A 19,598-nucleotide genomic window follows, 5' to 3' on the forward strand; every position below is an offset into this window, starting at 1 on the left:
GCGCGCGAGGACTTCACGTGACCGATTCTGATCGACTCGGGATGGTGCGGAACGGCACCCGTGGGGCACCCGCACGCCAGTGTGTCCGAACGCCAACGACCCGGAGACTACCGTCTTCTCGGGAGATCGATCATGCCACCCTGAGTCAAGAATCCGTTACAAGCGGAAGGCCTCCGGATGACGGGCTTTGCCGGACTTTCACAACCGGTCGCGCATTGACGCCAATTGGTGACCAGGGTGCACTTGACGATGCGAGAACTGGCTGGATTGGATCAGTCTCAGAGCTTGTTCACATCTCAGAGCTTGTGCGCTCGCTGAGCTCGCTCCCCATCAGTCCACCCAGCCCGGAACGGGAATCGTGACTTCCAAAACCCCACGCAGCAGGTCCATCCGGAAGCATCCCGGCGCAGCCGCGGTAGCGCTCGCCGCCACCGCGGCCCTGCTGGCGGGATGCGGATCCTCCGACGACGCCTCCGACCCGCTCAAGGAGGACAAGGGCGGCAGCGGCGACGCCGTCGTCGTCGGCTCCAACAACTTCGCCGAGAGCATCCTCCTCGCCGACATCTACGGCGAGGCCCTCAGGGCCAAGGGCATCAAGGTCAGCTACAAGCCCAACATCGGCAGCCGCGAGACCACTTACGGCCTGCTGAAGAACGGCTCCATCACCGTCCTGCCGGAGTACAACGGCTCCCTGCTGTCGTACCTCGACCCCAAGGCCGTGCAGAAGTCGGCGGACGCGGTGAACGCCGAGGTGAAGGCGAAGCTCGACAAGTCGCTGACACTGCTGGAGTCCTCGCCGGCCGAGAACAAGGACTCGGTCAGCGTCAACGCGGCGACCGCGAAGAAGTACGGTCTCACCGCCGAGTCCACGCTCGCCGACCTCAAGGACGCCGCGCCCGAGCTGGTCATCGGCGGCTCGCCCGAGTTCCAGACCCGGCAGCAGGGCCTGAAGGGCCTGAAGTCCGTGTACGGCGTGGAGTTCAAGTCCTTCAAGGCGCTCGACGCGGGCGGCCCGCTGACCCAGGCGGCGCTCACGAGGAACACCGTGCAGGCGGCGGACATCTTCACCACGGACCCGACCATCACCAAGGAGAAGTTCGTCGTCCTGAAGGACCCGGAGAACCTCTTCGGCTTCGCCAACGTGACGCCGCTCGCGTACAAGTCGGGCCTCTCCCAGGAGGGCGTCGCCGCGCTCAACGCGGTCTCCGCCAAGCTGGACACGGCCACGCTCCTCGACCTGGACTCCCAGGTGCAGCTCGACAACAAGGACCCGCTGGACGTCGCCAAGGCCTGGCTCCAGTCGGCCGGACTGATCTGACGGCACCACTCGGTACCCCAGGCACGACCGGGCGCGGGTGCCCTCCGACACGGAGGGCACCCGCGCCTTTTCATGGGCGTGTGCGGCCCGCCGCCTGGCGGTCCTACTCCTCCGCGGCGGCGATCAACTGGTCGAGGAGCGCGATCAGCACGTCCCGGGCCGAGTCCCGCTCGCGGGCGTCGCACAGCAGGATCTGGACGTGGTCCGGGAGGGCGAGGGACTCGCGGATCTCCTCGGGCGGGTAGGGGTGTTCGCCGTGGAAGCCGTTGACGGCGACGACGAAGGGGATACGGCGGCGCTCGAAGAAGTCGATCGCGGCGAAGCTGGACTCCGGGCGGCGCACGTCGACGAGGACCACCGCGCCCAGCGCACCGAGGGCGAGGTCGTTCCACATGAACCAGAACCGCTGCTGGCCGGGCGTACCGAACAGATAGAGGACCAGGTCCTGGCTGATGGTGATGCGGCCGAAGTCCAGGGCCACGGTGGTGGACTTCTTCTCCTCGATGCCGTCGAGGTCGTCGACACCCAGCCCCACGGCCGTCAACGACTCCTCGGTGCGCAGCGGGGCGATCTCGCTCACCGAGCCGACCATGGTGGTCTTGCCCACGCCGAAACCCCCGGCGATCAGGATCTTGACCGTGTCGGGGGCCGATCGGGCGATGGTGTCAGAGTCGGCCAAGGCCGTCCCTCACTTTCTGGAGCAGGTCCAGGTCGACGGTGGCGGTGACCGGGTGCGGCGGCCGCACCGTGATCCGGCCCGCCTCCAGCAGGTCGCAGAGCATGATCACGATCACGCTCATCGGAAGGTCCAGCAGAGCGGCGAGCTCCGCGACGGCGATCGGCTCGGCGCAGCGGCGCAGGATGCGCTGATGCTCCGGCTGCGGACGGGGGGCCCGGGCCGGTGGCGGGTCCACCGCGGTCACCGTCGAGATGAGGGTGAAGTCGGAGCGGCTCGGTCGGGTGCGGCCACCGGTCAGGGCGAACGGCCGGACCAGACGGCCCGCCGTGTCGCCTGCGTTCACCTCACTTGCCGGAGTCGGCGGTGGGGCCGACGCCCGCCCGCGGGGCCGCGCTGAGGTGCTCGCCGATCTTCTTCACCAGCATGTTCATCTGGTACGCCACCACGCCGACGTCCGCGCCGTGGTTGGTGAGCACGACGAGGTGGGCGCCCGGCCCGGCCGAGGTCAGGATGAGATAGCTGTGCGCCATCTCGATCAGCGCCTGGCGCACCGGGCCGCCGCGGAAGTCCATGCTGACGCCCTTGCTCAGGCTCATCAGCCCGGACGCGGTGGCCGCCAGCCGCTCGGCGTCGTCCCGCAGGAACCCGGTCGACTTGCTGACCACCAGCCCGTCCTCGGACAGCACGACGGCGTGGTTCACATCGGCGACCCGCTCCACGAGTCCGGTCAGCAGCTGGTCGAGCTGGGTGTGGGTGGCGGGGGTGGGGCGCGTCATGAGGTGTCCTTCGTCGGCGGTGAGGCGGTGAGGCGGTGAAGTGACGGGCGGCGGGTGGTGGGTGGTGGGTGAGGCGGAGGGGCGGTGACGTGGTGGTCAGCGGTCGCCGGGCGGCGGCGGGGGGAGAGGGGCGCCCGGTCGTCCGGGGCCGGGCGCGTCCCTTCGACCGTACGGCGCTTCGGCGGGGGCGGACGGGTTGGTGCCGGGGTTCTCCGGCTCCGCCGCGGCGGGGGACGCTCCCGCCTCCTCGTCCCGTGCGCGGGAGGTGCCGCGCTGGAAGCCGGCGAGGGAGGAGGCGGCGCGTTCCGCGGTGAAGTCGTCGTCGTGGCCGTCCTGCTCGGCGGGCGCGGCGTCCTCGCGCAGTTCGACGGCGAGGCTGGTCTGGGGGACGCGGCGGGGCAGCGGGGCGAGCCCGGGCAGCCGCCCGGGGTGTCCGGCCTCGCTCCTGGACTGTCCGGCCTCCCGCCCCGGGTGTCCCGCTTCCCGCGCCTGTCCGTCGCCCTCGGCGCGACCCGCGGCAGCGAGGGCCCGGACCCGGCCCACGAGCCCGGCGTCCGGCGGCACTTCGGCGTCCGCGGCGGCCACCGTGCCGCTCGGCAGGTCGGCGGTGCGGGCGCCGGACCCGGCCGGTGAGGGCGTGTCCGCGTCCCTGTCTTCAAGGCGGGCCGGGACTCCGGAACCGGTGGGTGCGGGGGAGCCGGGAGTCTCGTCCGGGGTGCCCGCGGGGTCGCGTACGACGATCTCGTGGGGGAGCAGCACGATCGCCGTGGTGCCGCCGTACGGCGACGGACGCAGCGTGACCGTGATGCCGTGGCGGGTCGCCAGGCGGCCGATCACGAACATGCCGAGACGCAGATCGTCGGCGAGCGCGACCACGTCGAACTTCGGGGGCACCGCCAACTGGGCGTTGAGGGAGGCGTACTCCTCCTCCGACATCCCGAGACCACGGTCCTCGACCTCGACGGCCAGGCCCTTGGCCACCGACGCGGCCTGCACCGTGACCGGCGCCGGAGCGGGCGAGTACACGGTCGCGTTGTCGATGAGCTCGGCCAGCAGATGGATCACATCGGCCACCGCGGGCGGCGCGAGACACACCTCCTCCTCGGTGTGCACCTCCACCCGCTGGTACTCGGCGACCTCGCCCACCGCGCTGCGCAGGATGTCGATCAGCGCGACCGGATCCTGCCAGCTGCGGCCCGGCCGCTCGCCGCTGATGACGACCAGGTTCTCCTCGTACCGGCGCAACTGGCTGGCCGTGGAGTCCAGTTCGTACAGGCCCTTGAGGACCTCGGGGTCGGTGTACCGGCGTTCCAGCGCGTCGAGCTTGGTGAGCTGGAGGTTGACCAGGTTCTGGCTCTGCCGGGCGATCCCGAGGATCACCTTCTGGAAGCCGCGCCGGGTGTCGGCGAGTTCGATCGCGGTGTGCACCGCCGTACGCTGCGCCTTGTTGAACGCCCGTGCCACCGTGCCGAGTTCGTCGCCGCCGTAGTCCAGCGGCGGGGCCGCGAGGTCCGCGTCGACCGTCTCGCCCCGCTCCAGCCGGGACACCACGTCGGGCAGCCGCTCCTCGGCGAGGCTGAGGGTGGCCTCCCGCAGTCCGTTCAGCCGCCGGGACAGGGACCGGGTGATCCGCCAGGACACGCCCACGCACACCAGCAGGCCGAGGAGCCCGCCGGCGCTCAGCGAGGCGGCGGTGACCAGCAGGCTGTCCGCCTTGTCGGCGCTGCGGTCGAGCAGCCCGGACGTCTGCTCCTGGATCAGCCGGGTGTAGGCCGCGGCCACCTTGTCCAGCGCGGCCGTCCACTGCTTCTGCGCGTCGGGCAGCGCCACCTCGCCGCCGGGGGCCGCCGCCCGGGCGGCGAGCACCTGGTCCTCGATGCCCTTCAGGGTGCGCCACTCGGCGCTCTGCAGGATCCGCTCGGTCTGGACCTTCGCGTCGCCGGTCAACTGCGGGACGATCTGGTCCTCGACGAGCCACCGCTGGGCGTCGACGAGCTGCGCGAACGCGATCCACTCCTTCTCGCTCAGGTGTCCGGTCGGCCAGGCGAGGGTGAGCCGGGCGTCCTCCTGCGAGACCAGTTCCGCGGCGTGCTCCAGCGCGACCAGCGGCCCGGCCTGCGAGGTGAGGTCGCCGTCGTCGACCTGGGAGAGCTCCTGGAAGGCGTGGACCTGGTCGTCGATGACCGCGCTGTAGTGGTCCAGCACCTGGCCGGGGGTGATGTCGGTGGGGTCGTCCACCTGGTCCCGGTAGTACTCCAGGCTGGTGACCGAGCCGAGCACCGAGTACAGCCGGTCCGAGATGCGCGAGGGTGCCTTCGCGATCGCGTCGGACTGCCCGACCAGCTTGGCGACCGCCTTGTCCGTCTCCTCGCGCTGCGCGTCCAGCGCCGCCCGGGAGCCGCGCGGCGAGGCGAGCAGGGCCGCGGAGAGGCTGCGCTCCCGCTGGAGGGCGAGCGTGGCGTCGGTGCCCATGGCGCCGGTGGACCGGCTCAACTCGGTCTGTCCGCGCAGGCGCAGACCCTCGGCGAACATCTGCGTCGTCGTCATGCCCCACAGGGCGGTGAGCGTGAGGCCGGGCACCAGGGCCAGCAGGATCAGGGAGAGCCGTATGGAGCCGAGACGGCGCCGTGCACCGGTCCGTGGAGACATTCGTCGTCCTAGGCGATGAGCAGGGAGGGGGGTGGGTGGGGAACGGGGGCGGAGGTGAACCGTTCGGTCAGCGCGTGCCGCCCGCCGCGAACTTCGCCACCGTCTCCACGTTCGCCTTGGTCACGAACGCCGGTCCGGTGAGGACGGGTGCCACCCCGCCGCCGCTGACGTTGCCGTTGGTCCGGTACAGCCACAGCGAGTCGACGGCGAGATACCCCTGGAGGTAGGGCTGCTGGTCCACCGCGAACTGCACGGCGCCGCTCCTGACCGCCTTCACCAGGTCCTTGTTGAGGTCGAACGTCGCGACCCGTGCCCCGCTGCCCGCCTCCTTCACGGACGCGACCGCGGTGAGCGCGAACTGCGCCCCGTTGGTGACGACTTCGTCGATGGTCGCGTCCTGCCGCAGCCGGGCCGTGAGCACGGCGGAGACGGCCTTGGTCTCGGTGCCGTCCACGTAGAGGTTCTCGGTCTCGCCGCGGAAGGTCTTCTTCACCCCGGCGCAGCGGGCCTCCAGGGCGACGTTGCCGCGTTCGTGGATCACACAGAGCGCGTGCCGGGCCCCGAGGTCGTCCAGCTTGTCCCCGACGGCCCGGCCGGCGAGGCTCTCGTCCTGGCCGAAGAACTCCAGCAGGCCGCCGGACCGCCAGGAGTCGATACCGGAGTTCAGGCCGACCACGGGGATGCCGGCCGCCTTGGCCGCGGCGACCGGACCGCGCATGGCGTGCGGTCTGGCGAGGGTGACCGCGATGCCGTCGACCTTCTCACGGACCGCGTCCCGCACCAGCTCGGCCTGCCCGGCCGCGTCAGGATCACCGGTGTACGTCAACTCGATGCCGTCCTTGGCCGCCGCCGCCTCGGCGCCCCTGCGCACCAGGTCCCAGAAGGTGTCGCCCTCGGGGGCGTGGGTGATCAGAGCCACCCTCAGCCCGGCCTCGCCCGCCGCGCCCACGGAGCCGGTGTTGGAGTCGGAGGTGCCACCGGAGGCGGAGCAGCCGGCCGCGAGCAGACAGACGGCGGCGGCGACGGCCAGGACGGCAACACGTCTGTGGGGAGCGGGAGGTGGGGGAGGAGTGATCATGATGGTGCGGCACCTCGCTGTGCGGCCGAGCTGGAGGAACGGCGAGAGGGGGCACCCGGAGGAGGTTCGGCGCGTCGTACACCGTCCGGGTGACTCTCACTGGCCGGAGCCAATCGTGTGGGGCCATCGGTAGTCAAGTGAGCAGCGACTTTCGGTGAGTTGTCGCTGCCGCTTCGTGATGTTCAGGTGCGGACCAGTGGTAAGGCTTCACACCTTCCACCCTTCCGCCCTGGCGCCCTCGCCACGTTCCCAACCGGGACGGTCCGAGGTTCGGCGACCGCACGGCTGCCGGCCGCCGGGTGGGCGTCGCCCGGTCATCGCACAGCCGCCGGTCGCCCGGCATGCGTCCGCCGGTCATCGCACAGCCGCCGGACACCGCAGCAGCTGTCGGCCGCCGGGCAACCGTCGGCCGGTCACCGCACAACCGTCGGCCGCGCACTGAAAAACCCGGCTGCTCGCCCCGCGCGCAAGGCGTGGTGGGGCGGACAGCCGGGATTTCAGCGGGAGTCGGCGGTCGGGCTCACGCCGGCTGTTCCCCGGCGGCTCCCGGTGCCGGCGCGACCCGCGCGGCCTTGCGCCGCTTGCGCCGGCTCACGCGCGGTTCCTGGTCGGGCAGCCAGCCGAAGGTCATGCAGCTGCCGACGACTCCCAGCAGCAGGCCGATGAAGAAGCCTCCGAGGTTGGACGTGAGCCAGGTGCCCAGGGTGACGAGTACCCCGGTGATCGAGTAGAAGAGGCGCTGGGCGGGGTTGAACAGGATCAGCAGCCCCAGCACCACCATCAGGGCCGGCAGCAGATAGCCGGCCAGGCCCTGCATGCCGATGTGCAGGACGACCTTCAGCGACGCCTTCATGGTGACCAGGATCTCGGCCCCGCCCAGGGCGAGCAGCAGCCCGCCCAGGAACGGACGGTCGGCCCGCCAGGCGCGGAAGGCCGACCGCACTCCTTGACGTTCAGGGAGTGGAGTGTCCGACATCAGCAACCCGAGCCGCTGAAGCTGAGCTTGAGACCGGGGAGCTTGAACACCGCCGCCGTCGTCGCGTAGTTGGTCTGCCGCAGGTTGGCGATGCGCACGGTGTCGGCCTGCTGGCTGAAGACGCCGATCGGACCCTTGACGCCGGCCTTGGTGAGCGTGCTGGCGTCGTTGCCGATCTCGATGTTGGTGAAGGACGCGTCGCCCGACAGCTCCGTCGAGTCGGTGGTCAGGTCGGTCGCCGTCACCTTCTGTGATCCGCTGCCCGCCTTGATGAGCAGGTTGGTGCCGCCGAGGTCGACGCTCTGGCACAGGCTGTCGAGGGTCGCGCTCTTGATCGCGGAGGTCACGACCAGCACCTGCCCCCCGGTGTCACCCTCGTTGGGGCTGCCCGGCGCCATGTTGTCGAGTCCGCCGAACTGCTCGAACCCGGTGCCGTTCAACTCCTTGGCGGTGACCGTGAACGGCATCCCGGAGATCGCGAACTGCACGCCCAGCGCGCCCTCCGCGGTGAGGACCGCGAGCGTCGCGGCGACCAGCGTGGCGGGTACGGCCATCACGGCGGCCCGGCGAGCCCGGACCCGTCCTCGTCTGACGGGGTCGGGCGAGGAACCGCTTGCCGGCTTCTCGGGGATGTTGCCGGCGGACGAAGAGACGTCCGGGGACGAGGCCATGTCTGCTCCCAGGTGCATAGAAAGTGCGTTTTGGCATCTCACTGGCACGTTGTCCTGGCGCGGACAGCGCCTACGGTGTGCGGCCCCAGCAACTCCCGGCGGACGCAAGGGCTTTCCGCTACTCCGCAGTAGCCGCTTCGGAAGTTACCCGGGGTTACATTGAAGGGTCAAGGGAGTTGTGGAAAAAGGGTGTCGGTTGCGCCCCACCTGTGCCGCGGCTGATTCCGGGCGGCCCGGCAGAGTAATTGACTCTTCGTCAACTGCTGTTCTCTGTATTGACGTTGACGCTCACTCAGGTCTACAACTCTCCCTGGTTCACCCCGGATCCGTGGCGCCGGATCCGTCACGCGGCACCGTCCGCGTCTCCCGGACGTCCTGTCCGCACCGGGCACCTGTTCGTGCCCGCCGTTCTCCCAGGCACCCCACACGGCCGTTCCCCCCTCGGTCCGTGCCACGTGCCCGTCCCGCCCGGCCCGGCCGGAGGCCACCCCACGGTTCTCCGGCCGGTCACCGGCCGGCTGCCGTTCCCGGTCCGTCACGTACGGAGAAGGCGTGACGGGCCGGCGACGGCGGACGCCGCGCCGCGTCCCCCCACCCCCTGCTCACCCCCCACCTCGGAAAAGAGGCACCCCCGCATGCGTACACGCACCCTGCTCACCCTCACCGCAGCCCTCGCCGCCTTCACCCTCCCCGCGATCTCCCCGGCGTCGGCCGCCGACAACGTCCTCACCACCGGCTCCCTGGGCGGTGACGCCGTCGCCGAGGGCACCACCGTCACCGCCGCCCTGGCGAGCGGCACCACGGCGACGCTCTACTCCAGCGCGACCGGCACCACGGGCATCACCTGCACCGCCTCGCAGTTCACCGCGACGATCGACAGCAACCCGGCCGCTCCCGGCACGGCCTCGGAGTCGCTCACCGGGCACACCTTCAGCAACTGCACCTCGAACAACGTGGGCGTGCTCGGCGTCACCAGCGTGACGGTCAACAACCTGGCCTACACCACCACCGTGACCTCCGACGGCACCGTCACCGTGGCCCCGGGCAGCGCCGGGGCCATCCAGACCACCGTCGTGCTCAGGACCCTCCTGGGCAGCGTCACCTGCGTGTACCAGGCGACGAACGGCAGCCTCACCGGCGCGGCCTCCAACACCGACAACAGCATCCAGTTCAGCAAGCAGCAGTTCACCAAGAGCTCCGGTTCGTCGCTCTGCCCGAGCAGCGGCTTCTGGACGGCGAAGTACGCCCCGGTGAACACCTCCGACGGTGCGGCGGTCTTCGTCAACTGACCGTCGGACGACCGGCGTTCAGCGTCGACGTAGACGCAGCGCCAGGGCGGCGCCTCCGGTGAGCACCAGCACCGCGGCGGCGCCGCCCGCCACGATCGGGGCCGAGGGCCCCGAGCCGGCGGTGGGCGTGGACGCCACGGGAGTGGAGTCCGGGGCCGCCGCCGACGCCGTGGACGGTGCGGCGGTGGAAGGCGCCGCGGTCCGTGGCCCGGGGCTCGGCGAAACGCTCACCGGCGCCTTCGCCTTCGCGGTTCCGGACGGCGCCGGCGTCGGCGTCGCTGTCGGCGTCACTCGCTCCTTCGCGGCCTGCGGGAACACCACGTCGGAACACGAGTAGTAGGTGTCCGGCGTGCTGCTGTTCTGCCAGATCGTGTACAGCACATGCCGTCCGCTCCGGTCGGACGGCAGCTTCGCCCGCAGCCGGTACGCGCCGCCCGTCAGAGCCGGGTCCTTGATCTCGGCGAACGGCCGCGAGGGCAGGTCGGACCAGGTGAGCGGCTTCGCCGGGTCGTAGCCGGGCCTGGTCAGGAAGAGTTTGAACGTGCCGGTGTGCGGAATCGTCGAGGCGTACGTCATCGTCATCGTCGCGCCCGGCGTCAGCCGGGTCGACGGCCAGTCGGTGCGGGCGAGGTCGACGCCCCTGTAGGCCGGCAGGCCGCCGCTGCACAGCTCGCCGTCGGGGACGGTCTGCCGGTCGCGCCCGTCGACGTTCGCGATCCGCAGGTTGTCCCAGGCCGCGAAGGACGTCCCGTTCGCGGCGATCGCCGCCCGGCAGGCCGCCGTGCCCGCCCGGGCGCCGCCGTCCGGGGAGCAGGCGTGGACCCGGCTGACGGGGTCCGTCGGCGCGCCGTGCGCCTGCGCCGGGCCCGCCGTCCAGACGGTGAGCGGCAGCGAGACGGCGGCGAGGGCCGCCAGGGCGGTGCGGTGTGCGGTCATCCGGGGCATCCGGGACGTCTCCTCGACCGGCGCGGGAACGGTTTGCTTCCGTGCAGTACGGACATCGGGCCCGGCGCGTTCAGTGCGGGACAGGATGGCCGAAAGAGGCTCTTTTCTCCCCAACTCCGCGCTGCCGAGGGTGGGTTTCACGCCGGATCGAGGGTTTCCCCTGTATTCACATGACCTTCCCTTTGCCTATCGTTCGACCTCAGCCGACCCACAGGTAACCCCTTCGACGGTCGGCTGAGCGCTTGGCCGGCCCCCGCGCCGCTTTTCGACCCACCCCCCGCCGCTTCAGTGACGAAGCGACCAGACCGCCGCTCCGCCCTGCCCGGAGACGGCCGGCCACGAAAGGCAAGCCCTTGCGTACCTCCCCCTCCCTGCGCCGGAAGATGATCTCCGTCGCCGCGGTCTCCGCCGCGCTGTTCACGGCGGCCACCGCCACGGTGGCCGCGGCCGAGGAGGCCGCCGCCCCGAAGGCAGCCGCCGTGCCCACCGCGCAGACCGAGGCCGCCCCCGGCGTCGCCGCCGAGCGGCTGATCGTCGGCTACAAGTCCGGTGCCACCGAGGCCACGTCGAACAAGGCCGCCGAGGCCGACGCCGTCGCCAAGGGCAAGGGGGCCGGCGAGGACGTCGACTTCCAGCGCCGCCTCGGCACTGGTGCCGCCCTGGTCGACCTCGGTGCCGACGCGACCCGCGCGGACGTCGCCGAGGTCGTCGCCGAGTACAAGGCGGACCCGCAGGTCGCCTTCGTCGTACCGGACCGTCTGAACACGCCGCAGGCCGACCCGAACGACACCGAGTACGCCAAGCAGTGGGACCTGTTCGAGTCCACGGCCGGCATGAACGTGCCGGGTGCCTGGAACACCACCACCGGTTCCGGCGTCACGGTCGCCGTCATCGACACCGGCTATGTCGCCCACTCCGACCTCGCGGCGAACATCGTCGGCGGCTACGACTTCATCGCCGACACCGCGGTCTCGGTGGACGGCGACGGCCGTGACAGCAACCCGGCCGACCCGGGGGACTGGTACAACGCGAACGAGTGCGGCTCGGGCATCCCGGCGTCCACCTCCTCCTGGCACGGCACCCACGTGGCCGGCACCATCGCCGCGGCCACCAACAACGGCAAGGGCATCGCGGGCATCGCGTACGGCGCCAAGATCTCCCCGCTGCGGGTGCTCGGCAAGTGCGGCGGCTACGACTCCGACATCATCGACGCCATCACCTGGGCGTCCGGCGGCACCGTCTCGGGCGTGCCCGCCAACACCAACGTCGCCAAGGTCATCAACATGAGCCTGGGCGGCGACGGGGCCTGCACCGCCGCGACCCAGAACGCCATCAACGCCGCCGTGAACCGCGGCACCGTCGTCGCCGTCGCCGCGGGCAACGACAACGAGAACGTGTCGGGCCACTCGCCGGGCAACTGCAACAACGTCATATCGGTCGCCGCGACCAGCCGTACCGGCGCCAAGGCGTCCTACTCCAACTACGGCTCCCTGGTGGACATCTCCGCCCCCGGCGGCCAGACCAGCACCGGCACCGCCAACGGCATCCTGTCCACGCTGAACTCCGGCACCAAGACGCCCTCCAGCGAGAACTACGCCTCCTACCAGGGCACCAGCATGGCCACCCCGCACATCGCGGGCCTCGCCGCGCTGCTGAAGTCGGCCAACCCCTCGCTGACCCCGGCCCAGATCGAGTCCGCCATCAAGGCCAACGCCCGTGCCCTGCCGGGTGCCTGCTCGGGCGGCTGCGGCGCCGGTCTCGCGGACGCCGCGAAGACGGTCGCGGCCGTGAGCGGCGGCGGCACGAGCACGGGGGCGACGTTCGCCAACACCACCGCCGTGGCCGTCCCGGACAACGGCTCGGCGATCGAGTCCTCCATCGCGGTCACCGGCCGCAGCGGCAACGCCCCCTCCGCCCTCCAGGTCGCGGTGGACATCACCCACACCTACCGCGGTGACCTGGTGATCAGCCTCGTCGCCCCGGACGGCACGGTGTACACGCTGAAGTCCGCGAGCTCCTCGGACTCCGCGGACAACGTCACCACCACCTACACCGTGAACGCCTCCAGCGAGACCGCCAACGGCACCTGGAAGCTGCGGGTGCAGGACACGGCCGCGCAGGACACGGGCACGCTCAACAGCTGGAAGCTGACGTTCTGAGACTGCCGCGACCACGGAGACCCCTGGGTCTCCTCAACCCTCGGGCCCTGCGGGGCCATTGAGCGGGCGGACCCCCGGGTCCGATGAGCAGGCGGACCGGCCGGTGCGGATGGGCACCGGCCGGTCCGTCGCTTTTTCGACCGCCCGCCCGGTTTCTCCTCGCGCCGTTCGCCGGGTGCGCACAAGTGATCTACAAGTAGTGGGAGGCCTGGAAACCGGACGGAGTTCGGGGGGCCCGTGTTGACCGCCGGACGGTGAGATATCGTGTACGGGGAGTAAGAAACAAACGGCATGGCCTGTTCTTTTCGGGTCGTGCACTCTCGCCCCCAGGAGAGACTCACCTATGGCCAGGCAGTTACGAGCCGAACAGACACGCGCGGCGATCATCGCCGCCGCCGCCGAACTGTTCGACCGACGCGGATACGAGTCGACGAGTCTGAGCGACATCGTCGATCATGCCCAGGTGACCAAGGGCGCACTCTATTTCCACTTCGCGGCGAAGCAGGACCTCGCCCACGCCATCGTGGAGCTCCAGTGCGCGAACATGCGCCGGCTCACCGAGGAGATGGACCGCCGCGGCTGTACCGCGCTGGAGGCCCTGATCCGCTGCACGTTCGGCATGGCCCGCCTGTCCCTGGAAGGCCCGGTGCCGAGCGCCGGCCTCCGCCTCGCCACCGGCGGCCTCCACCTGCCGCCCGAACTGCCGCACCCCTTCACGCAATGCCTGGCCATCGCCACCCACCGGCTCCGCGACGCCGTCAACGAGTCCGACCTCCACCCGGACATCGATGTCGACGCCGCCGCCCACTCCCTGGTCTGCTCCCTGGTCGGCACCCGGGTCGTCGGCCACTCCCTGGAGCCCGCCACCCGCCATCCCCGCCGGCTCGCCGAGCTGTGGCACATCCTCATCCGCGGCATGGTGCCGGTACCCCGCCGCGCCCGCTATCTGAGCCTGGTCACCCAGCTGGAGCGGGAGCTCAGAACCGTCTGACGCCGCGCGGTACGGTGGCGCGCATGCCCCACATCCCGCCCGTGATCCTCGGCGACGAACCAGGCTCCTTCCCCCACGGCGTGCTCACCGACCGGCACCCCGCGATCATCCGCCAGGTACGGGAATCCTTCCCCTACGGCCCGCAGCAGCACCGCGCCCTCGACGCCCTGCTGGAGAACTGCACGAGCGGCGCCGTGGAACCGCTTCCGGCCGACTCGACGAACCGGGAACTCTGGGAGGCCTGGGGAGCGGCCGAGTACACCGGCCGTTCCTGGTTCGACATCCCGTGGCTGTGGTCCGAGAGCTGGTTCTACCGCCGACTCCTCGACGCCGTGGGCTACTTCGCCCCCGGACCCTGGCAGGGCATCGACCCCTTCCGCCCGGCCAAGCTCGCCGAGCTGGACGCCCCGGAGACCGACGAGGAACTGGCCGCCCTCGACGCCCTCGCCGACCGTCCCGCCGATGAACGGCAAGCCGCCCTGCTGCACGGCTCGTTGTGGGGAAACCGCGCCGACCTCGGCTTCCGCCTGTCCGACGCCGACGCCGAGGGCCGGGCCGCCGTCCCCGGTCTGGTCGCCGACGACAGCGCGGCCCTCGGGGCGCTGCTCGACGGCGCGGACACCCTCTGCCTGGTCGCCGACAACGCGGGCCGCGAACTCGTCCCCGACCTGCTGCTGATCGCCCACCTTCTCGCCGAGGGCCGCGTCCGGCGGGTGATCTTGCACGTCAAGCCGTACCCGTACTACGTCTCCGACGCCACGACCGCCGACGTCGTCGACGCCGTGCGCCGGCTGATCCGGGCGCCCGGTGCCGCCGCCGGACACGGACGTGCGCTGTGGACGGCGATGGCCGACGGCACCCTCACCGTGCGCGCCCACCCCTTCTCCTGCGCCCCGCTGCCGTACGAGGCCATGCCGGACGACCTGCGCGCGGAGTTCGCCGCGGCCACGCTCACCGTCTTCAAGGGCGACCTCAACTACCGGCGCCTGGTGGGCGACCGGAGGTGGCCGCCGACCACCCCCTTCGCCGACGTCACCGCCTACTTCCCCGGCCCGGTGGCCGCGCTGCGCACCCTGAAGTCCGACGTGATCACCGGGCTCGACCCGGCGACGGAAACCGCCCTGGTGGCCGCGGAAGGGCAGGGATGGCGGACCGGGGGCACGTATGCGCTGATCCAGGTCCGGACGGTCGACTGACGTCGGTGGGAAGGGCGTAGGTGGTGAGCATGCGGGAGGTCCGGCGGGAAGGGGCCTGGGTGGTGAGCAGGCGGGAGATCCGGCCACCCTGGGCCCGGACCGACGGTCGGTGAATTCCCGGTGCCGCCGGGCATCGGAGCTGCGGTCGGGCATCCCGGCCGGTTGACCGGGGGTCCTCGAGCATTGCTCCAGCGTTTGACGATTCGGCCGGGTTGTATGTAGTGATCATGCCAAGTCGGACGCCATCATGCGCGCATGGCGTCACCTCCATCACGTCCATCACGGTGTCCGGGAAGAGGAAAGGCGGCGGCCGCCGCGGTCGCCCTGACCCTGGCGCTCACGGCCTGCGGCGACGACGGTGACTCCTCGTCGCCCGACGGTGAACGGCCGACGGTCACGGTCGCCGCGCTGCCCCTGGTCGACAGCGCCATGCTCTACCTCGCGCGCGACCGGGGCCTGTTCGAGAAGGAGGGCCTGAACGTCCGGATCCAGCAGATCCAGCAGAGCCTCCAGGCGCTGCCGCCCCTGTCCAAGGGCCAGATCGACATGGTCGCGAGCGCGAACTACGTCACCTACTTCCAGGCCCACGACAAGGGCACCCTCGACATCCGCATCGTCGCCGAGTCGATCCGGGCCGCGCCGAAGATGATGGACGTGCTGGTGCCGAAGGACTCCGACATCAAGTCCGTCGCCGACCTCACCGGCCGCACCCTCGCCGTCAACGTCCTCAACAACGTCCAGTCGCTCACCTTCGACGAGATCCTGGCGGAACAGGGCGCCCCCGGTGAACCCGTCTACCGGCAGATCCCCTTCCCGCAGATGGGCGCCGCCCTCGACAAGGGCCAGGTGGACGCCGTGCACGCCGTCGAGCCCTACGACAGCGCCATCCAGGACGAGTTGGGGGCCCGGGTCCTCGTGGACGGCGCGTCCGCGCCGGTGCGGGGCATACCGCTCAGCGGATACATCACCACGGAGAAGTACGCCTCACGGAACGCGCAGACGCTGACCGCGTTCCAACGGGCCCTGAAGGCGGCGGTGAAGATCGCCCGGTCCGACCCCGACGCGGTGCGCAGGATCCTGCCGACCTACACCAAGGTCACCGAGAAACAGGCGGACGCCATCGACCTGCCGGTCTTCCCGGCGGCCATGGACGGCACGCAGATCGCCCGGCTCACCGATCTCATGAAGAAGCAGGGGATGGTGAAGAAGGCGATCGATCCGGTGACGTTGCTGGTGCGGTGAAGCGGCCTCGAACGTACGGGGGTTGGGTGTGCGAGGGGCTCGGGCGTGCGGGCGCTGAGGGGACGGCGGGACGCGCTGCTCGGCGTGCTCGGAGTCACGCTTGCCCTCGGGGTGTGCGAAGCGGTGAGCAGGGCCGGGATCGTGCGCCGCGGCTATCTGCCTCCGGCTTCCGAAGTGCTCGGCCGGGCGGCGGAGTTGGCGGGCGACGGCGCGTTCCTGGACGGGGTCGCGGCGACCCTGCGTGCCTGGGCGCTGGGCCTCGCTCTGGCCTGCGTGATCGCCGTCCCCCTCGGACTGCTGCTGGGTAGCGTGCCGGTCGTCGACGCCGCGGTCCGCCCGATCGTGGAGTTCCTGCGGCCGTTGCCGTCCGTGGCGCTCATCCCGCTCGTCTCCCTGCTGCTCGGCTCGGGCACCGAGACCGAGGTCGCGCTCGTCACCTACGCCTCCGTATGGCCGATCCTCTTCAACACCGTCTACGGCCTCGGCGAGACCGATCCCCTCACCAAGGACACCCTGCGCGCCTTCGGTTTCGGCCGTCTGTCGGTGCTGCTGCGCGTCGAACTCCCCGGCACCGCACCCTTCATCGCCGCCGGCATCCGCATCTCCGCCGCCGTCGCCCTCATCCTCGCCGTCGCCACGGAGATCCTCGCCGGCTTCGGCGAGGGCCTCGGCATCTTCATCGCGCAGGCGAGCCTCGCCACCGACGGCACCCGCGACGTCCTGGCGGGCGTGGTCTGGGCCGGAACCCTCGGACTCGCCATCAACGAGGCGCTGGTACGGGGCGAACGCCGACTGTTCCCGTGGACACCGGGGCGCCGAGGGGCGGGGGGGGGCGGGTGAGTGCCGGGGTGGCGAGAGGCGGGGGCGGGCGGGTGAGTGCCGGGGTGGCGCGGGGTGGGGGTGACGGGGTGGCGAGGGATGAGGGTGGGCGTGTGAACGCCGGTGCGCCGAGCGGGGTGGGCGCCCGCGGAGGTGGGGGCGCACCCAGCGGGGAGGGTGTGCGCGGCGGGGAGGGCCTGCCCTGTGGGGTGGGCGCCCGCGGAGGTGGGGGCGCACCCAGCGGGGAGGGGGTGCATGCCGGGGAGGGCGTGCCCAGTGGGGTGGGCGCCCCTGGAGGCGAGGGCGCGCCCGGCGGGAAGGGCTTGCTCAGCGGGGAGGGGGTGCACGGCGGGGAGGGCTTGACCAGCGGGATGGGCGCCCCCGGAGGTGCGGGTGCACCCAACGGGGTGGGCGTGCACGGTGGGAAGGGCCTGCCCAGCGGGGTCGCCGCCCCCGAAGGTGAGGGCGCGTACGGAGGCGAGGGCGCACCCAGCGGGGAGGGCGCGCACGGTAGGGAGGGCCTGCCCAGCGGCGAGGGCGCGCTCGGCGGCGAGGGCGTACTCGCCGGCGAGGGCCCGCACGGCGGCCCACCGAAGTCCGGGACGCGCGCGTGAACGCCCGGGCGCCCAGGGACCGGTCCAGGCGCGTGAAGGGCGAGAGTCAGGAGAGCCGTGCCGGACAAGCACGGCGTACGAACACGCCGTCCCAAGGCGCCACCCCACCACTCCGAGGCGCCACCCCACCACCCCGAGGCGCCACCCCAACCCCCCGCCGTACCGCCCCGGCCCGCCGCCAGCCGAGCCGATCCGCCGCCGCCCCAGTCCGGCGCGCCCTCCTGCGCTGGCTGGTCCTCGCGGTCGCCGTCGCCGTCTGGGAGGTGGCCGCGCGGGCGCACGGCAGCGTGTACTTCCCGCCGCCGGGGCGGATCGCACAGCACGCGTACGACCTGTGGTTCTCCGGACCGGCCCGGCACCTGTTCCTGTCCGAGGCCGCCGTCGCCGACATCCTGCCCAGCCTCGGCCGGATGGGCGCCGGCTTCGGGCTCGCCGCCGTCGCCGGGATCGCGCTCGGCGTCGCGGTCGGCCGCTCACCGCGCGCCCACGCCCTGTGCAACCCCGTTCTGCAGTTCGCGCGCGCCGTCCCCCCGCCCGCGCTGGTCCCGGTCTTCGTCGTGGTCCTCGACTTCGGTACGCAGATGCAGATCGCGTCGATCGCCTTCAGCGCCGTGTGGCCGGTCATCGTCAACACGGCCGAGGGCGCCCGCGACATCGACCCCCTGCGCCTCGATGTCGCAGCGGTCCTGCGCCTGAACCCCGTCGAGCGGCTCTGGTTCCTCGTCCTCCCCTCCGCGCTGCCCCGCATCTTCGCGGGCCTGCGCCTGAGCCTGTCGCTCTCCCTCATCCTCATGGTCTTCTCGGAACTGCTCCCGGGCACCGCCAACGGCATCGGCTTCACCCTCACCGACGCCCAGACCCGCTCGGACCTGCTCACCGTCTGGGCGGCACTGGTCCTGCTCGGCGCCCTCGGCCACCTGCTCAACACCGGACTGCTGGCGGTCGAGAAGCGCCTCGTCGGCAAGGGGAGGGCGAGCAGGTGAGACATACCCGGGCATGACCCACGACGCAGCCGCCCCACAACCACGACCCCGGGCCAGGTGACACCCCCGCATGCTCCGCCTCGACGCGGTCGGCCAGTACTACGGCGACCACCCGGTCCTCACCGACCTCACCCTCACCGTCCCCGACGGCCAACTCCTGTGCGTGGTCGGCCCGTCCGGCTGCGGCAAGTCCACCCTGCTGCGCACCGTCGCCGGACTGTTGCCCGCCCGCGCGGGCCGGGTCATCATCGACGGCACCCCCGTCACCGGCGTTCCCGACCGGCTCGCGGTCGTCTTCCAGGACTACGGCCGCTCCCTCTACCCCTGGCTCACCGTCCGGGACAACGTCGCCCTCCCGCTGCGCCGCCGCGGCCTGGGCCGCGCCGAGCGGCGCGTGGAGGCCGAGCGCATCCTGCGCCGCGTCGGCCTCGACGGCGCCGCCCGGCGCCACCCCTGGCAGCTCTCCGGCGGCATGCAGCAGCGCGTCGCCATCGCCCGCGCCCTGGTCTGCCGTCCCGCACTGCTGCTGATGGACGAGCCCTTCGGCTCCCTGGACGCGCAGACCCGCGAGGACCTGGAGGACCTGCTCCTGGAGGTCCACCGCACCGACGGCACGACCATCGTGTTCGTCACCCATGACATCGACGAGAGCGTCTACGTCGGCGACCGGGTCGTCGTCCTCTCCCCGGGCCCCGGCTCCCGTGTCGTCCTCGACCTGCCGGTCGAACTGCCCGGCGAACGGGACCAGATCACCACCCGAGCGCTGCCGGAGTTCGTGGCACTGAGGGCGCAGGTGGGGCGGGCGGTGCGAGGCACCGGCGCGTGACCCGCCGGACAAGCCCCGGCCCGGCCACCGCTCCCCGCTCCCGGTTCAGCCGACGCGCACGTCCTGCCACACCAGCCGGTGTTACGAGGTCGGCACGGTCGCCCCGCCCCCGGCCAGCCGGTGCGGCGGATCGTCCGAGGCCGGCCAGAACACCCCGTTGTCCAGCGGCTGAAGCCCCCGGGACGGCAGCACGTGGTCCACCCGGAGATTCCCCGGCGCGGTGTCGTTGAAGTCGGACGTGTCGTACGCCGGGTCACCGACATGGGAGACGTTCGCCCCGCCCTGGAGCCGCGCCGCCTCCACCCCGCCCTCGCCGGCCGGCAGAGCCACAAGGCCCGTCGAGAACTCCCGAGTTCAGCCCCGATTCACGCGATGGTGTGATCATGT

19 protein-coding genes are annotated in these 19,598 nt (G+C 71.7%); 10 read left to right on the plus strand and 9 right to left on the minus strand.

Features of this window, described 5'->3' with window-relative positions; translation table 11 throughout:
* Positions 1–358 precede the first annotated feature (358 nt).
* Positions 359–1,318, plus strand: coding sequence for a glycine betaine ABC transporter substrate-binding protein (locus tag ACH41F_RS08505; protein WP_391233869.1), 960 nt, complete (start codon positions 359–361; stop codon positions 1,316–1,318).
* A 103-nt stretch (positions 1,319–1,421) separates the two neighbouring features.
* Here ACH41F_RS08505 and ACH41F_RS08510 read toward each other — a convergent pair whose 3' ends face one another.
* From ACH41F_RS08510 to ACH41F_RS08540, 7 genes are all read right to left on the minus strand, one after another.
* Entirely contained in the window at positions 1,422–1,997 is a 576-nt protein-coding gene (locus ACH41F_RS08510) for an ATP/GTP-binding protein (protein WP_391233870.1), read from the minus strand.
* The gene (locus ACH41F_RS08515) at positions 1,984–2,340 is read right to left on the minus strand and encodes a DUF742 domain-containing protein (protein ID WP_391233871.1); all 357 of its coding nucleotides are present in this window, start codon (positions 2,338–2,340) and stop codon (positions 1,984–1,986) included. Before ACH41F_RS08515 ends, ACH41F_RS08510 begins: the two co-directional genes overlap by 14 nt.
* A 1-nt stretch (position 2,341) precedes the next feature.
* Complete coding sequence (locus ACH41F_RS08520; protein WP_391233872.1) at positions 2,342–2,773, minus strand: roadblock/LC7 domain-containing protein; 432 nt, start codon at positions 2,771–2,773, stop codon at positions 2,342–2,344.
* A 96-nt stretch (positions 2,774–2,869) separates the two neighbouring features.
* Positions 2,870–5,422, minus strand: coding sequence for a nitrate- and nitrite sensing domain-containing protein (locus tag ACH41F_RS08525; protein ID WP_391233873.1), 2,553 nt, complete (start codon positions 5,420–5,422; stop codon positions 2,870–2,872).
* A 67-nt stretch (positions 5,423–5,489) separates the two neighbouring features.
* The gene (locus ACH41F_RS08530) at positions 5,490–6,500 is read right to left on the minus strand and encodes a substrate-binding domain-containing protein (protein ID WP_398833916.1); all 1,011 of its coding nucleotides are present in this window, start codon (positions 6,498–6,500) and stop codon (positions 5,490–5,492) included.
* A 520-nt stretch (positions 6,501–7,020) separates the two neighbouring features.
* A complete protein-coding gene (locus ACH41F_RS08535) occupies positions 7,021–7,476 on the minus strand; it encodes a DUF6114 domain-containing protein (protein WP_391233875.1) in 456 nt (151 codons plus the stop codon).
* A complete protein-coding gene (locus tag ACH41F_RS08540) occupies positions 7,476–8,147 on the minus strand; it encodes a DUF6230 family protein (protein WP_391233876.1) in 672 nt (223 codons plus the stop codon). Before ACH41F_RS08540 ends, ACH41F_RS08535 begins: the two co-directional genes overlap by 1 nt.
* 635 nt (positions 8,148–8,782) lie before the next feature.
* Here ACH41F_RS08540 and ACH41F_RS08545 point away from each other — a divergent pair.
* On the plus strand, positions 8,783–9,436 hold the full coding sequence (locus tag ACH41F_RS08545) for a Tat pathway signal sequence domain protein (protein WP_391233877.1): 654 nt from the start codon (positions 8,783–8,785) through the stop codon (positions 9,434–9,436).
* An 18-nt stretch (positions 9,437–9,454) separates the two neighbouring features.
* Here the strand turns inward: ACH41F_RS08545 and ACH41F_RS08550 are convergent, their stop codons facing one another.
* Positions 9,455–10,381 carry a lytic polysaccharide monooxygenase gene (locus ACH41F_RS08550; RefSeq protein ID WP_398833919.1) on the minus strand — a complete coding sequence of 309 codons (927 nt, stop codon included), beginning with the start codon at positions 10,379–10,381 and terminating at the stop codon, positions 9,455–9,457.
* A gap of 353 nt (positions 10,382–10,734) precedes the next feature.
* Here ACH41F_RS08550 and ACH41F_RS08555 point away from each other — a divergent pair, with 353 nt between their 5' ends.
* The 8 genes from ACH41F_RS08555 to ACH41F_RS08590 all read left to right on the plus strand — a co-directional run bounded on the left by ACH41F_RS08555 (position 10,735) and on the right by ACH41F_RS08590 (position 19,211).
* Positions 10,735–12,540, plus strand: a complete 1,806-nt coding sequence (locus ACH41F_RS08555; RefSeq protein WP_391233879.1) for a S8 family serine peptidase — start codon at positions 10,735–10,737, stop codon at positions 12,538–12,540.
* Between the two features lie 343 nt (positions 12,541–12,883).
* Entirely contained in the window at positions 12,884–13,531 is a 648-nt protein-coding gene (locus ACH41F_RS08560; RefSeq protein WP_391233880.1) for a ScbR family autoregulator-binding transcription factor, read from the plus strand.
* 23 nt (positions 13,532–13,554) lie between these two features.
* The gene (locus tag ACH41F_RS08565; RefSeq protein ID WP_391233881.1) at positions 13,555–14,727 is read left to right on the plus strand and encodes an ARMT1-like domain-containing protein; all 1,173 of its coding nucleotides are present in this window, start codon (positions 13,555–13,557) and stop codon (positions 14,725–14,727) included.
* Positions 14,728–14,982: 255 nt separating this feature from the next.
* Entirely contained in the window at positions 14,983–15,969 is a 987-nt protein-coding gene (locus tag ACH41F_RS08570; RefSeq protein WP_391233882.1) for an ABC transporter substrate-binding protein, read from the plus strand.
* A gap of 45 nt (positions 15,970–16,014) precedes the next feature.
* Positions 16,015–16,809, plus strand: a complete 795-nt coding sequence (locus ACH41F_RS08575; protein WP_398833923.1) for an ABC transporter permease — start codon at positions 16,015–16,017, stop codon at positions 16,807–16,809.
* A 392-nt stretch (positions 16,810–17,201) separates the two neighbouring features.
* The gene (locus ACH41F_RS08580; RefSeq protein ID WP_391233884.1) at positions 17,202–17,402 is read left to right on the plus strand and encodes a hypothetical protein; all 201 of its coding nucleotides are present in this window, start codon (positions 17,202–17,204) and stop codon (positions 17,400–17,402) included.
* Positions 17,403–17,623: 221 nt separating this feature from the next.
* On the plus strand, positions 17,624–18,385 hold the full coding sequence (locus ACH41F_RS08585; protein ID WP_391234006.1) for an ABC transporter permease subunit: 762 nt from the start codon (positions 17,624–17,626) through the stop codon (positions 18,383–18,385).
* Positions 18,386–18,455: 70 nt separating this feature from the next.
* A complete protein-coding gene (locus ACH41F_RS08590; RefSeq protein WP_391233885.1) occupies positions 18,456–19,211 on the plus strand; it encodes an ATP-binding cassette domain-containing protein in 756 nt (251 codons plus the stop codon).
* An 81-nt stretch (positions 19,212–19,292) separates the two neighbouring features.
* Here the strand turns inward: ACH41F_RS08590 and ACH41F_RS08595 are convergent, their stop codons facing one another.
* On the minus strand, positions 19,293–19,541 hold the full coding sequence (locus ACH41F_RS08595; protein WP_391233886.1) for a hypothetical protein: 249 nt from the start codon (positions 19,539–19,541) through the stop codon (positions 19,293–19,295).
* Between the last annotated feature and the right edge of the window lie 57 nt (positions 19,542–19,598).

The sequence above is a fragment of the Streptomyces sp. NPDC020489 genome (assembly GCF_044386545.1).
Lineage (GTDB): Bacteria > Actinomycetota > Actinomycetes > Streptomycetales > Streptomycetaceae > Streptomyces.